This is a genomic window from Endozoicomonas sp. NE40 (genome assembly GCF_040549045.1).
In the GTDB taxonomy this organism is placed as follows: Bacteria; Pseudomonadota; Gammaproteobacteria; order Pseudomonadales; family Endozoicomonadaceae; genus Endozoicomonas_A; species Endozoicomonas_A lisbonensis.
In genome coordinates this window covers 271272-285593 of sequence record NZ_JBEWTB010000002.1, presented here as the reverse complement: position 1 = coordinate 285593, position 14322 = coordinate 271272, and the positions used below count along the sequence as shown (strand labels likewise).

Genomic DNA, 14322 nt, shown 5'->3' with positions numbered 1-14322 from the left:
ATCCGATAGGGAAAGCTAAGGTCAGAAAGGGAACTTCTTACCGCCGCCCGGTGGCATCATGCCGCCCATTCCTCCCGGCATTTGTCCTTTCATGCCGCCAAGGCCGCGCATCAGTTTGTTCATGCCGCCTTTTTTGGACACCTTCTTCATCATCTTGGACATTTGCTTGTGCTGCTTGATCAGACGATTAATGTCCTGAATCTGTGTGCCGGAACCCGCTGCGATACGCTTCTTACGGGAACCGTTCATGATATCCGGATTGGCACGCTCAGCCGGTGTCATGGAGTTGATGATGGCTTCCATCTGGACAAATATCTTGTTGTCCATCTGTCCCGGCATGTTGCCAGGCATACCAGGCATGCCCGGCAGTTTGTCCATTACACCGGCAAGGCCGCCCATTTTCTTCATTTGCTGCAGCTGATCACGGAAGTCTTCGAGATCGAAGCCTTTACCTTTTTTCAGCTTTGTGGCCAGTTTGTCGGCTTTTTTCTTATCAAGCTTCTGTTCGGCTTCTTCGATCAGGGACAGAACGTCGCCCATGCCGAGAATCCGGGAAGCAATACGATCCGGATGGAACGGGTCCAGGGCATCGGTTTTTTCACCCACACCGATAAACTTGATGGGTTTGCCGGTAATATGGCGAACGGACAGGGCTGCACCACCACGGGCATCACCGTCTGCCTTGGTCAGGATGACACCGGTCAGAGGCAGGGCATCACCAAACGCTTTGGCGGTGTTGGCAGCGTCCTGACCTGTCATGGCGTCCACCACAAACAGGGTTTCTACCGGGTTGATGGCTGAATGCAGAGACTGGATCTCTTCCATCATCCCGGCATCGATATGCAAACGACCGGCGGTGTCGACAATCAGTACGTCGTAATGACCGATACGGGCTTCCTGAATGGCAGCGTTGGCGATATCCACTGGCTTTTGCTGGATGTCAGACGGGAAGAAGTCAACACCGACCTCGCCTGCCAGGGTTTCCAGCTGTTTAATCGCTGCCGGACGGTAAACGTCGGCAGACACCACCATGACTTTTTTCTTGTGGCGTTCTTTCAGGAATTTGGATAGCTTGGCGACAGAGGTGGTTTTACCCGCACCCTGAAGACCCGCCATCAGAATAACCGCCGGAGGCTGGGTAGACAGGTTCAGCTCGTCGTTGGCTGCGCCCATGACCTCGATCAGTTCAGCCTGAACGATTTTTACAAACGCCTGGCCGGGACTCAGACTTGACTGGACTTCCTGACCAATCGCACGTTCCCTGATGCGATGGGTGAATTCTCTGACCACTGGCAGGGCAACATCCGCTTCCAGCAGTGCCATGCGCACTTCGCGCAGGGTTTCTTTGATATTGTCTTCAGACAGCTTGGCCTTGCCGGTCACGTTTTTTAACGTTTGCGACAGGCGTTCGGTTAAATTCTCAAACATTCTGTATTCCCGGAGTCGCTGTATAAGCGGGCGACTCATAGAAGGTGTGAAGCAGGTTGTGAGGCATTATATCCAAAATTCGAAGAAAAGGGGCAGAGAGTCACTGAGAGTTCATCAGGCCGGGTCGATTTGCGTGGAGTAATTCATTTTGCTTCTCAGGCTTGAGCCTGAAGAGAAGGTGATTCTGGGTGAGAGGATCTGGTTATTTTGACTGTCGTAAACGATCTCTTTGGACAGGAAAGCAGTTTCCTGAATTATTCCCCGACAGTTTTCCATAATTAGCTGTCCGCGGTGGAAATAAGCGCGTTCGAACTGAATTTCTGAGTTTTTCAGCGTTAACGTTCCATCATTGAAATGTTTTTTTTGCGAGGCTCCTGCACGGTTGAAGCTTCCTAGTGTTGCCTGAAGGCTTATTATTTCGTTGAGTTGATTTGCCCGGATGGTGTATTGAAGACGGGATTCACCATCGTTGTGTTGCTGGTACTGGGTGAGTCGTATGTTTTCGTAATTTAAGGCAACCTCCCGGGCATCGGCCCGGAAAGTTGCGATAAAAAAGCACAAAATGAACAGGCTTTTTTTCATGGGCGGTTAAAATTCACAAGAGACTTTGTTGCCTGCTTCGTCTTCGTCGCACCAGATTACACGGTTGATGCGGTCGTAGATGGGAGTGAATTCAGTATTGTCTCTGGCTGGTACGGCGGCTATGTCTTGATATACATGCGTTCCCAGATTCTCATTAAAGTAGTAGCCCACTTCCTGAGTCTTTCTGTAATCTATGTTACCCCAGTCATTAAGAATGCTTTCATCATGAGGGCACAGTGGATACGAGAGCAGTTTGGAGGTGTCCAGATCGTATGCCCCCAAGTCATCTCGGCAGCTGTAACCATTTATCGTGATAGAGAATGAGTTTCGGTCAATACCTGTGTTGTTGTCATAAAAAGCATGTAGATTGGCGTAATAAGTGCCATCTTCACTGTCAAGAACGAAAGGTGTGGCATCACCATCTTCAGATTTGAGGTGATTATCCAGGCTGGTTAGTATTTTGGTAAACTCTTCTGCTTCTTCAGCAGACATGAATCGTTCCAGATCAATAGCCTGCATGACAGGTACGCTATCAGTTAATGCTTGTTTGGCAAGGTTGAGGTATTTGTTGTCACTGCGTAACGACAGTAGAGTGCTGTTACTGTTGAGGAAGTCAACGGGGTCGGTGGTCAGCTGTATATATTCACTTTCGAAATTTTTCAGAATGACTGGTTGGACGATATATCTTTGCAACTCATAGTCATACCAGCTTTCATAGGCGGGTAATTCATCAACCTTGTGTGATTGTGGAATATAGTACTTGTCGTCCCCAAGCTGGTAAGCCGACATAACTGAGATCGTGTTAGCTGCCTGAAGTGCGGCAGCTTGTACAGCAAGTGAGTCCTGATAGGTAAACCCTTCAAGCTCTTCATAAGGCAAGATGTAAGATTCTGAAGGCATAGCTTTGCTTAGCTTCTCACTGGCATTAATCAGACGATTTGCTGATTCAAATAGTAGCTCTGCAATGTCGTCTGTTGTGCCTTTGGCTTCAGAAAGTACTATTTCTGCTTCGTCATTGAAGGCAAAATCCAATGCTTTAGGTAGTATACTCTGGTAGTCAAAAAGGCTGCCTTCGAAATCAATTCGCTCAGCAACTTCGGGCTCGTTGAGTACTTCTGCGATTTCCAGAATAGCGAGCAGAGCTTCTTTGTGGTAGCCATTACTGGCGTCGGAGCTTTCTAAAAGGTGGCGAATATCAGCCAGCTCATTCTCAAGGTGAAGTTCCGTAATGTCGCTTTCCAAAAGCACTTTTATTTTGGAAATAGCCATGTGAACGGCTACGCTTTCGTAACCTGCACGGACATTGCCTTCGGCTTCTGATGGAGGAACGGTGCTTCCACCTGTCGCTGAGCTGCCATCGTTGTTCTCAATGGTTTCCAGCTTTGCGACGAATTCATCTTCATCGATATCAGGGTTGGTCAGCAGGTCGGTGGGTATAGTGTCACCCTTTACATTGCGTGTATCTATACTGCCATAACTATTGAAACTACTATTGGCATCGACAGACTGAAGTAACGAAGAAACTCTTGCGTTGTAATTCATGCTGCCATTGCCTGAGTTTTTACGTTTTGTCGCGCGCTGGCCGGTTTCGGTTAACTGCATTGTGCTGATAACTGAGTTTTGAGCAGTCACCGGCTGGGTTATGCCCAGGTTGAAGCCATCAAGGCTCATGGTGCAAACAGAACCGGAAGCAACGGTCATTTCACCTTTTGAGTCAGTGGTGCCTGCTTCAGTTGTGTCACCGTTTTTACAGTTGAAGCCAGCCCCCTCTATTACTCGTGAATCGCTAAAAACTGCAGTCACTTTCGGGATGGTTGAATCTCCTCCTCCCCCGCCATTGTCCCCCCCCCCCCCCCCCCCGAGCTGGAGTCTGAACTACTGTTACAGCCAGCCAGAGCCGCTGCAACCATGGTTGCCAATACAACTTTTTTGAATTCCATGTGTGTGCTCTCAAATTCCTAATTAAAAATGTTACAAAAATACCCAGTGAATCACTGTTCGCTTGTTGTTTTTTTTATTTGGAAAAGTTGTGCGCACGCGCTGTATTGACTGTTCAATGCAGCGAAAAGGCTTGAGTTCTAGAGGACTTTTGTAAGTTTTGTATTGTTTTGATTTTGGGAGGATAAATCAAGTGACTCATATCAACGTTTGTTTCGGTTGTATTTTGCTTCTGGTGGGCAGTTTCAATTAAATTTGCAGCTTTGTGTCTTGCGGCCAAGTATGACACACTCACCCGATAACAATACCGCATGGTTGAGGATGTCACGGGCAAAATGAATGTTATGCTGGCGAGTATCGGGGCGTTTGTGTTTTATTCTCTGGGGGCTGTGACCCAGGGGCGCAGGGTTTTCAGCCAGTCCGGGTCTCGTCAGGTGGTGCTGGCTGCTACGGCTGTGGGAGCAATTTTTCAGACGGTTGCCCTGTATCTCTCGCTGCATGGGCCTGGTGGTATAAATCTGGGTTTATTTAATATAACCTCACTGAGTTCTCTGATGGTGACCATGGTGGTGCTGCTCAGCAGCCTGCGCAAGCCCTCTGAAAGCCTTTTTCTGCTGATTCTTCCTTTCACCATTCTAACGGTGCTGCTGGCCTGGCTGGCGCCGGTTGACCATATTGTCTGGCAGCCGCCCTCGATGATGGTCGCGCATGTACTGCTGTCGGTTCTGGCTTACGGGATTCTCATGGTGGCAGCGTTTCAGGCACTGATGCTGTCCTATCAGGAGCGGCAGCTTAAACACCACAATCGTCGTAAAATTATGCAGGCGCTGCCGCCTCTGCAAACCATGGAAAAGCTGCTGTTTGAGTACGTGGCGGTGGGGTTGATTCTGCTGACGCTGGCATTAGTGTCCGGATTTCTGTTTATGGATGATATGTTTGCTACACGTATTATTCATAAAACGATTCTGTCGATTCTGGCGTGGGTGCTGTTTGCCACCCTGCTGATCGGGAGGAGGCTCTATGGTTGGCGGGGTCAGACCGCCATGCGCTGGACGGTTGCCGGTCTGGTGATGTTGATGGTGGCTTACTTTGGCTGGCATCTGATTGTTGAGTTATTGCTGACGAGTACTTAATCAGTTCTGACAGGGCTGCATTTTTTGTCATTCCGACGTTAGAATGCGGGTTTAGGAGCCTGTCGGACTTAAGCGTCCGTAGCGAGGATTGCAAGAAATTGAGGATAAAAATTTCTGATTTTGAGGCGAATAGCGAGCTATTCAACGAGAAAGCAGGAATTTTTAGACCAATTTATTGCAACCGCAGTAGGACAGCCTTAAGTCCGACAGGCTCCTGGTAAATCATCCATAAACGAGGCGTTATCCCCCTTGAGTGAAGCATCCCTGAGTATTCTGGTGGGCATTCTTATTGTTCTGCTGCTGCTTTCCGCTTTTTTTTCCAGTTCTGAAACCGGCATGATGGCGATCAATCGCTATCGTCTGCGGCACCTGGTGCGCAAAGGGCATCGTGCAGCCAGGCGAACTCACCACCTGCTTGAACGTCCGGATCGTCTGATCGGGGTGATTCTGATCGGCAATAACTTCGTTAATATTCTTGCCTCGGCGCTGGCCACCGTGATTGCAACGCGTATCTGGGGAGATAGCGGTATTGCCATTGCCACCTTTGGTTTGACGCTGCTGGTTCTGATTTTTGGTGAGGTAACACCGAAAACCCTTGCAGCCATGTTTCCTGAACGGGTGGCTTTCCCTGCGTCGATTATTCTGGCTCCGCTGCTGAAGGTTTTGTACCCGGCAGTGGTGGCGCTTAACTGGATTTGCGGCATGCTGCTGCGGCCTTTTGGGATTAAACCGGGTGAAAGCAGTCAGGATCAGTTGAATGCGGAAGAGCTGCGCACCCTGGTTAACGACCCTGGTATGTTACTGCCCCAGAAGCGCCGTGGCATGTTGCTGGGTATTCTGGATCTGGAAAAGGTGCGGGTCGATGACATTATGGTTCCCCGCAATGAAGTGGTGGGAATTGATCTGGATGACGATATCAAAGACATCATTGATCAGCTGCACGACACTCAGCATACACGGCTTCCGGTGTTCCGGGGCGATGTCAACAACATTGTTGGTATGCTGCACATGCGTAAAGTTGCGCGTCTTCTGAGTCAGGAAGAGGTCAATAAGGCAACGCTGATGCAGGAAACCATCGAGCCTTACTATGTGCCGGAAAGCACGCCTCTGCACACCCAGCTGTTTAACTTCCAGAAAACCAAAGAGCGGGTTGCGCTGGTGGTGGATGAATACGGCGATATCCTCGGACTCGTCACGCTGGAAGATATTCTGGAAGAGATTGTCGGCGACTTTACCACCGACGTTTCTGACAGCAGTCAGGACATTACGCCTCAGGATGATGACACTTATATTATTGATGGCTCGGCGTCCCTGCGTGACATCAACCGGGCACTGGGCTGGGCTTTGCCGACGGAAGAAGCCCGCACCCTGAATGGTTTGATTACCGAAGAGATGGAAACCATTCCTGACTCCAGTGTCTGCCTGAAAGTCGGGGACTATAAGCTGGAAATCATGCTGGTGAAGGACAATCGGGTGAAGTCAGTGAAGGTCTGGCAATAGCCGGATCTTCACTTTATTGCACATTGGTTTGTGTGGCATTTTCAGCTTTCGACAGGTTCTAAAGCGATTAACTTTCTGGCAGATACATAAGTTGAAAAGCAATTTACGTTGACAGTTCAAGCTCGGTGGTCAGCCGTTTTCAAGCCCCTGGTATTGAATAAATGATGCTTTAGCAGGTGAAGGGATGCGGGAACTGATTTTTAAACTGTCACTGTCCGATGGATTGTCGGAGGATTACAAGAATCTGGAAAATAGTCAGGATTTTACTTTGATTGACTCGCCAGGTGCTTTTCTATCGAACATCACGGTTCTTTTCAGGCATTTTGGGTTTAAAGAATCCGTTAAAACATTCCTCAAGTCTTTTGTGGGCAACAGAGTGTTTTATTACCTTTCTGTTGAAGGTTCTGTTGCAGCCTGTGGCACTTTAGCTATTGGATTCTGTCGGTTTTACTCCGTTAAAGATGGAGATGTTGTTATTGGTTCGGTGTGGACTGAAGAGAAATTGCGTGGCAGAAATCTTGCAACACGGTCAATACGCCATGCCATCCATGCTATGTATCTCAAAGGTTATAAGACGTTCTATATCGATACTCAAGTGACCAACAAGCCCATGCTTCGAGCTATAGAAAAGCTGGGTTTTGGTGAGTCCATCGACTCTTATGAGTCCTGAGAATAAAAGAGGGTCTTGTTGTGAGTTTGAAAAAATTATGGAACATGATCAATGAGGCAGGGCATATTCCGAAAATCACTATTGATTTGATGGGAAAGCGGGCTGCTGTTGATAATGACCCGTTCTACCTGAGAGTGGTTGAAGACTTTTATAAGGATGCTAAACGCCCCCACCCCAAACTGCTCGTTATCGGTTTCCTTGAGTATGGCGTAGCTGTCAATCCTTTTCCGGAAAGTCATGAAGAGTGGTTGAAGAGCATTGAAGGTTCAGCTCGCCGCAATATAAAAAAAGCGATTCGAAAAGGTTACCGGTTTGAGAAAATAAACTACAACGATTACCTTGCAGATATTCAGGAAATTCACCGGTCTACCTCGGTGCGTCAGGGGAAAATGCCTGATGAGTTGCTTCACGGTGAGTTAAAGCCTGTCGAAAACCCTCCCTCAAAGACCAATGTTCATGATTATCCGTATTTTGGCGTGCTGAAGGACGATAAGCTATTGGCCTACGCAGGTTGTCTCGTTGCAGGAGAGATGCTGTTGAATGCCACGTTTTTTGGCCATGACAAATACAAGTCTGATGGATTGGTTCCCTACCTTTTTTCAGGGATCGCGGAATACCGCTACAAGCATTATCCCCACACTGTCTATTATGTTTACGATAAATATTATGGTGCCAGTGAGAATCTGAAGCGATTCAAGCGCAAGTTAGGCTTTATGCCGTATCGTGTGATCTGGAAGCTCTAAGCTTTAAACGTTTATAACCCGGCAGTCAGTGAAGGTCTGGCAATAGCCAGACCTTCAATTTTCTTGCACGCTGATTTATGTGGCTATTCTTTCCGAAAAAGCTCACCCCACTGATGACTGGAATTTTCGATGGTCCACTTCGCCAGTGCTGACATCATGTTTGCTACAGGGGCGGAGAGATAAAGCTTTGTGAAGTCATAAATAGGGAATAAGTCAAAGTCTTTATTCCCGGTTATTTTCTCTTTGAGCGCGGGTTGAAGGTGGTTGAACCAGTTTTTGGGCAAATCGTTATATACCCAGAATATATCGACCGTTGAACCTCCTCTGATGCCGTAACAGCTGTTATTGAGAATGGTTAATTTTTTTTGCAGGTAGACAATGGGAGTACCGTCAGTTTTTGCCTGCCACAGGGCATTGGCCAGTTCCCTGAAGTGACTGCTGTCGAATACTTGGTTTCTTGAGCTAAGGGTTGTGCAGTCTTTTTCATTCAGGCTGCTGTCCTCTTTAAATTCGGAATAGTCTGCCATTTCAGCGGATTCATCAGGGATCACGCCAAAATAGCTTGGTATCACTTTTTCCATACCAATAACGCCTGAAACACCCTGTTTAAGGGGAATGCCGGTGTTCACAAAAGCAATGATTTTTTTCTGGCCTCTGTGCAGTAGCGGCATAATGCTGACAAAATCTTCATTGCCACTGTCTGCGAACATCCGGCTGGACGCTTCAACGGTTTTTTTCTTTTGGTTTGGCTCCAGGTAAGTGAACATAGGTGGAAATAAAGAGAATGGGAATTTGTTAACATAGTTGGCACCTGTTGTTGCCATGACATCGGAGGTAATAAGTCCTTCACCGGGCTTCAGGGAAACCCAGCAATGCTGACCATGGCAGGATATCTTTGAAGACCGGGTCTTGCGGTTAAACCCACAGGGTGCCATTGCGTAATCAGCTTCCTGAAACTGTGTTTTTGTACCGCCGACTCTGTCCGGTGTCATCTCGAAAGGTATTTTTTCACCCTGCTTGCCTTTGAGGTAGGTATTGACAATAAGCTCGGTATTATTGGTTTGTCCCGGAAGTTGCGTAGGATTATATGGAGCATCCCTGTTCAGCTGGTATGGTTGCAGAGTGGCGTCTGCCAGATAATTTTTCCATCCCTGGTAACGGGGTAATAAATACGGATAATGCTTTGAGATGAAAAAAGACAGTGCAGCCGAGTAATAGCCCATTCGCTGCGGTACTGAAGCCAGGCGCCCCGGGTTCATCCAGACAATATTGTATCTGTTTTTATCATCGGAGCTGCCCCAGTACAGTTGCTCAAGCTCCGCTGTATTATGCCCCAGAAATACTTTCTGTTGTTCTGTTGTCTGCATGTAGTAAGGGATAATGGCCCAGGCTCCCCCTGAGGTGGCTGAAACACGGGTAATCTGCTGACGGTATTGTTCTTTCTGCATGAACAGGGCCAGCTGTCCCTCGGAGAGAGCGACAGCGCGGGTTCCTCCGCCAGAAAGCGCAATGCCTACCCCATCAGACAACAGATGTTTTCTTTTATCATTTTCAGCGTCCGATGTGTCTTCATTGTTATCGAAATAGATTTCAGCGGTGGTTGGGTCAGGGCAGGGGGAGGTGTTATTGGGGGAAAATGCAAAAACAGTGGTCACGTTTAGCAATGTCACAAGTACCCAGTATTGAAGTGAGTTCATAACATTTACATCAGTTTTGGATAACGGGCTACAAGTTTAGTGTTAAACAGACTGTTTGTGACATTTCACAGCAAAGCAAGTTCAGGAAAGTAACCAGAACTTGCTTTGCAAACGGTTTTTAAGACCTGGGCTGGGAAGCTGGAGATCTGACGCGTTGTCGGGGGCGCAGGCCAAAATCGCTGTCGAAGTGAGGAACATCCAAAGGAATGCTGGCATCAAAACCAATATTGAGAAACTCTGCCAGCATTATGGCCGTCAATCCCCAGACGCGGTATTCCCCATAGCGGAAGAAAGGCATCTGGTAAGTGTGGTCACTCATCTGCCAGAGGTCGGTTTCCAGATTGTCCGGGTTCAGCAGAAACTCCAGAGGGATAGAGAATATTCTGTCCAGTTCATCGGTGTTGGCACTGAGTTCCGGCGTTTGCGAAATGATGCCCACAAAAGGTGTCACTTCCAGGCCATAGCGCGATATAACACTGCTGCATCGTCCAACAATGCGCACCAGCTGTGGTTCGAGGTGGATCTCTTCCCAGGACTCTCTTAGCGCGGTGAATAGCAGGTCTGAATCCGTTGCGTCCTTTTTCCCTCCGGGAAATGCCACTTCACCGCTATGGGTGTTCATATGGGAAGCACGCCGGGTCAATATCAGGTGGAAGCCGTTATCTTGTTTGACCAGAGGAATAAGAACGGCTGCCTGTGGCAGGTTGGTATTCAGGCTTCGATAGGGGTAACTCTGGAACCTTTGTTCTAATTCTCTAAGCATACGATATAAATGCGATTTTCGTCCGTGTTTGTTGTTGTTTCCAGCAAAGCAAAAAGCAACTTACGTTTCAGGTCTGTCGTTTATTTGTGAGTGATATAAAAGATGCTTTTTAGTGGTATCTTTTGATACTAACACAGTCTTTTGAAATGTCCTGTTTTTTGTGTTGACGCTTTTCTTCAGCTCTCTATAGACAAGCAGGAGCTCCTCGTTTTAATGTGGAATGAAAGCGAGGTGAGAAAGGGAGTGAATGTGAATTATTGCAGCCACTGTGGTGCCACGATTCGGCAGGAAATACCTGCAGGTGATAATCGACTGCGGGACGTTTGTACCGAATGTGGCATGATTCATTACCAGAACCCCCGGATCGTCGCTGGTTGTCTGCCTGTATACGACAATAAGGTTTTACTGTGCAGACGTGCTATTGAGCCGCGTAAAGGGCTCTGGACTCTGCCCGGAGGTTTTCTGGAGTTGGGTGAATCCATTGAGCAGGGGGCTGTCCGGGAAACCTTTGAAGAAGCCGGTGCTGATGTCAGAGTGACTCAGCTCTATACTCTGTTTAATGTGTTGCATGTTGGTCAGCTGTCGCTTTTCTTTCTGGCCGAGATGGATTCACCGGTATTTGCCGCCGGTGAGGAAAGCCTTGATGTGCAACTGTTTGAAGAACAGGATATCCCCTGGGATGAACTGGCTTTTACCACCATACGTCAGACGCTGGAGTATTTTTTTTCCGACCGTAGGCAGGGGGAGTTTATCCAGCGTATTCAGGATATTGATTACAAAAACGCTATGACTCAGCCCCGGACAGTGGGAACTGCCTGACAGGCCATACTTCAAATGCCGGTTCCTCATAAGGGTGAGCCTGCCTGAGAGCTGACACGGCAGCATCAACCTTTTCGTCCGGGCAAATGACCTCGACCTTGTACTCTCCAACGTATTCCAGTTCGCCGGGTACCCCCAGAAACGGGGTGCTGTTTTCCAGACCCCGGAACTGCCCCTGTCCCAGTGTCTGCCAGCAGCATCGATCATAGTTTCCGAAGTGTCCTGCGCCAGCGTTAAAGACGGCGTCTTTGACAGCTTCAAGGTGAGAAGCGGGTACGAAGAAACACAGTTTATGCATAGTTGTTAAAACATAGTTGTTAAAAATAGTGGTTAAAGATAGCGATTAAAGACTGGTGTCGCGTACATTTTTAACAGCCAGTCCCGATGCTGCTTGTTGGCGGTAGCCAGTCTCTGTTCGAAGATGGCACGCTTGTCATCCAGGTTTTCATTGGGAAACAGGGTTTCAAGGCCAGGAACGGCTGCTCCTGTGTGCTGGTCTTTCAATGCTTCCCAGGCGAAAAGGTTGGAGGGCTGCAACTGGTAGTTTTTATGAATCTGGCGGTCGACTTCGCTCACCACCTCGTTAGCTGAGTCATAGTGATCCTTCAGAGGTTCTCCGAAGGCAATATGAACATGGCCTTTCTGACCTTCAATGCCTTTGACGATACTGTACATGTCCTCGCCTTCAGACTTGGTGTAATGGCCATTTTTTTCCGTTTCGTACAGTTCTCTGGCTTTCATGTTATCGCATGGGTCGTACTCGTAAGAGATAGACACAGGCACAATGTTCATGGAACGAATGCTCTCGGAAAATGACGTATCTGCGGCTTTTCGGCTCATGTGAAACATCTTGATAATAGCACTGTCGGTCAGGTCGTTACCGTCTTTTGCCCGGCCTTCACTCTGGGCAATCCAGACGGAATGGCCGGTATCAATAGAGTGGTGGATGTAGGCTGACAGGGTCTGGTACGCCTTCAGCCTTTCTCTGCGACCCGACAGAGAGCGCTTGACAATAAAGCTTTTGTTCAGGCGCATCAGGTCGCTGACAAACGGGCGTTGCAGCAGGTTATCACCAATGGCTATTCGGGCGGTGTCCATACCGTTTTTGTAGACGCCGTAATTAACAAAAGCGGGGTCCATGACAATATCACGGTGGTTGGACAGATAGGTATACGCCTCGCCTGGTTTCAGGTTTTCTATGCCAGAATAGGTGATACGGCTGGTGCTGGATTCGATCACACTGGACAGATACGGCTCGATGATTTTCTGAAGCGCATCAATATTGTCGACCCCTTTAAGACGGGATCGTAAACCTCGTCCGGTCAGCCAGTACATGATACCACCCAGCCACTGAGAGAGGCGTGGGAACTGATGATGTGACAGCAGATGCAGTAGTTCAGCATCCTGAAGCAGGCGATCCAGTGTCGGGCGCACTTCATCATCGTGATAAGGTCTTATTTCGTCGAAGCGTTCCATCAGGTCGTTATTCTACGGTCAGGTTAATGGCTCTTTCGAATTATATAGCCTGTTTTTTTACTGGTCTGTAGTCAACGTGTGCCACTTTGTAACTGAAGCAATGTAACTGAAGCTGTGCAGGTAACTGGCACAATACATTCTCAGGATGAGACCAGGGCAGGCGATAGTGGCTTTGCTGGGGCATTATACGTATTATTCTCGTGAAAGTGGTGTACCCAATAGGTTCAGACGACAATTCAGCGTAGTCAGCAGAGCAGTAAGGTCAATAAAAAAATGTCTATAAAAACACAGTGCCAGTGCGGAGTCTTTGCAGGTTTGATGCTATTTTCAATGGCAGGCGTGAGTTCAGATTTTCAGCAGTTGATGGAAAAGGCTGGATCGGGTGACCAGGCAGCGATTCTGGAAGCCGGTATCAGTCTGTTGCAACGCCAGGAGAGACCGGATTCTGACCAGGCGGAAGCTTTGTTGCAGCCACTGGCTGATAACGGTAACACTCAGGCTCAGTTATGGCTGGGACGTGCTTATCGCGACGGTCTTGGTGGAATCGGGAAAGACATTAACAGGTCTTTCCGGTACTTTGAGCTGGCTGGAGGTCGTGAGGGCATGAATCCTGAAGCCCAGATGGAGCTGGGGCGAGCCTACATGAATGGCGAGGGAACCGATAGAAATCTGATAGCCGCTTATATGTGGACAGCGTTGAGTGCTGAACAGCAAGGGAGCTGGACCAGTAAAGCCATTAAACAACGGAAGGCATTGCAGGACAGGCTCACATCTGCCCAGCTGGAAAAAGCAAAGGAGCTGGTGGAACAGTTACACTCTATCTATCTGAAACAGCCCTGACACCGTCTGGTTATGATCAAGATATACAGCCCGGAAAACGTCATCGAAGCCCAATGTCTGAAAGACTTTCTTGAACAGCGGCATATTCCCTGTTTTATCGGTGGCCAGTATCTGGTTGGAGCCATAGGAGAGTTGCCCATGGCTGGTTTGCTGGGGCTGTATGTTGAAGATATGGATGCGGGTCTGGCCAGACATCTGATCAGTGATTACCTTAATGCGACACCTGTCTTATAAATTATAAGCTATCTTGATTGAAAATCAGATTCTAAAAACAACTTGATGAAACCAGACAGTAATGAGTGGGAGAGAACGGGTGGCTGCCTGTGCCACCATGTTCTGGCGTTGTTACTTTCGTCTAGCTTGATAGCTGTTGTGGCACCAGTCAGGGCTGGAGAGGGGGGGACTCCTTTCAATTTTCTCTCCACCCTGCAGTTTCTGGGAAATCGTGATAATGAGATTATCAATGCATTATTTGAGTTAATGTGCCGGCGCAGGCGGGAAGAGGTTCTGATTAACTCATCTCGCTATCATCGGATGATCGTGATGGTGCCCAGAAATGAGGCCGTGTCTGAAGAGACGCCGGATAAGAAGAAACCTGCCAGTCAATTTTCGTCACCTTCATACCTGTCCCCGCCTCATGGTTCACCCCCGTTCCTTCAACCCTTATCTTTTTTTCGACAGGACAGCCCGGCACAGATGCCACTGCGTTCTGGTGTCCGGGGTATCTCTCAGT

Annotated in this window: 14 protein-coding genes; 7 read left to right on the top strand and 7 right to left on the bottom strand. The window is 48.3% G+C overall.

Annotated features, from left to right (window positions below):
* Positions 1 to 21 precede the first annotated feature (21 nt).
* From ffh to V5J35_RS02305, 3 genes are all read right to left on the bottom strand, one after another.
* Entirely contained in the window at positions 22 to 1428 is a 1407-nt protein-coding gene (gene ffh / locus V5J35_RS02315) for a signal recognition particle protein (RefSeq protein WP_354009719.1), read from the bottom strand.
* A 114-nt stretch (positions 1429 to 1542) separates the two neighbouring features.
* The gene (locus tag V5J35_RS02310) at positions 1543 to 2010 is read right to left on the bottom strand and encodes a hypothetical protein (protein WP_354009718.1); all 468 of its coding nucleotides are present in this window, start codon (positions 2008 to 2010) and stop codon (positions 1543 to 1545) included.
* A 6-nt stretch (positions 2011 to 2016) separates the two neighbouring features.
* A complete protein-coding gene (locus V5J35_RS02305; protein ID WP_354009717.1) occupies positions 2017 to 3711 on the bottom strand; it encodes a hypothetical protein in 1695 nt (564 codons plus the stop codon).
* Between the two features lie 548 nt (positions 3712 to 4259).
* Between V5J35_RS02305 and V5J35_RS02300 the strand changes: the two genes are divergently transcribed.
* The 4 genes from V5J35_RS02300 (at position 4260) to V5J35_RS02285 (ending at position 7994) form a co-directional block, all read left to right on the top strand.
* Positions 4260 to 5081 (top strand): cytochrome C assembly family protein, encoded by an 822-nt coding sequence (locus V5J35_RS02300; protein WP_354009716.1) that lies wholly within the window; start codon positions 4260 to 4262, stop codon positions 5079 to 5081.
* Positions 5082 to 5330: 249 nt separating this feature from the next.
* On the top strand, positions 5331 to 6581 hold the full coding sequence (locus V5J35_RS02295; protein WP_354009715.1) for an HlyC/CorC family transporter: 1251 nt from the start codon (positions 5331 to 5333) through the stop codon (positions 6579 to 6581).
* Positions 6582 to 6765: 184 nt separating this feature from the next.
* Positions 6766 to 7251, top strand: a complete 486-nt coding sequence (locus V5J35_RS02290; protein WP_354009714.1) for a GNAT family N-acetyltransferase — start codon at positions 6766 to 6768, stop codon at positions 7249 to 7251.
* A gap of 20 nt (positions 7252 to 7271) precedes the next feature.
* Positions 7272 to 7994 (top strand): hypothetical protein, encoded by a 723-nt coding sequence (locus V5J35_RS02285; protein ID WP_354009713.1) that lies wholly within the window; start codon positions 7272 to 7274, stop codon positions 7992 to 7994.
* Positions 7995 to 8077: 83 nt separating this feature from the next.
* Here V5J35_RS02285 and V5J35_RS02280 read toward each other — a convergent pair whose 3' ends face one another.
* The gene (locus tag V5J35_RS02280; protein WP_354009712.1) at positions 8078 to 9691 is read right to left on the bottom strand and encodes a hypothetical protein; all 1614 of its coding nucleotides are present in this window, start codon (positions 9689 to 9691) and stop codon (positions 8078 to 8080) included.
* Positions 9692 to 9809: 118 nt separating this feature from the next.
* Positions 9810 to 10454 (bottom strand): CoA pyrophosphatase, encoded by a 645-nt coding sequence (locus tag V5J35_RS02275; RefSeq protein WP_354009711.1) that lies wholly within the window; start codon positions 10452 to 10454, stop codon positions 9810 to 9812.
* Positions 10455 to 10667: 213 nt separating this feature from the next.
* On the opposite strand from V5J35_RS02275, the gene V5J35_RS02270 reads away from it, so the two are divergent.
* The gene (locus tag V5J35_RS02270; RefSeq protein WP_354009710.1) at positions 10668 to 11273 is read left to right on the top strand and encodes an NUDIX hydrolase; all 606 of its coding nucleotides are present in this window, start codon (positions 10668 to 10670) and stop codon (positions 11271 to 11273) included.
* Here the strand turns inward: V5J35_RS02270 and V5J35_RS02265 are convergent.
* On the bottom strand, positions 11239 to 11571 hold the full coding sequence (locus tag V5J35_RS02265) for a YqfO family protein (RefSeq protein ID WP_354009709.1): 333 nt from the start codon (positions 11569 to 11571) through the stop codon (positions 11239 to 11241). The two genes, V5J35_RS02270 and V5J35_RS02265, sit on opposite strands and share 35 nt — an antisense overlap.
* Positions 11572 to 11603: 32 nt before the next feature.
* Entirely contained in the window at positions 11604 to 12749 is a 1146-nt protein-coding gene (locus V5J35_RS02260; RefSeq protein ID WP_354009708.1) for a 1-acyl-sn-glycerol-3-phosphate acyltransferase, read from the bottom strand.
* 273 nt (positions 12750 to 13022) lie between these two features.
* Between V5J35_RS02260 and V5J35_RS02255 the strand changes: the two genes are divergently transcribed.
* On the top strand, positions 13023 to 13589 hold the full coding sequence (locus V5J35_RS02255) for a tetratricopeptide repeat protein (protein WP_354009707.1): 567 nt from the start codon (positions 13023 to 13025) through the stop codon (positions 13587 to 13589).
* A gap of 12 nt (positions 13590 to 13601) precedes the next feature.
* Positions 13602 to 13823 carry a putative signal transducing protein gene (locus V5J35_RS02250; protein WP_354009706.1) on the top strand — a complete coding sequence of 74 codons (222 nt, stop codon included), beginning with the start codon at positions 13602 to 13604 and terminating at the stop codon, positions 13821 to 13823.
* Positions 13824 to 14322 lie beyond the last annotated feature (499 nt).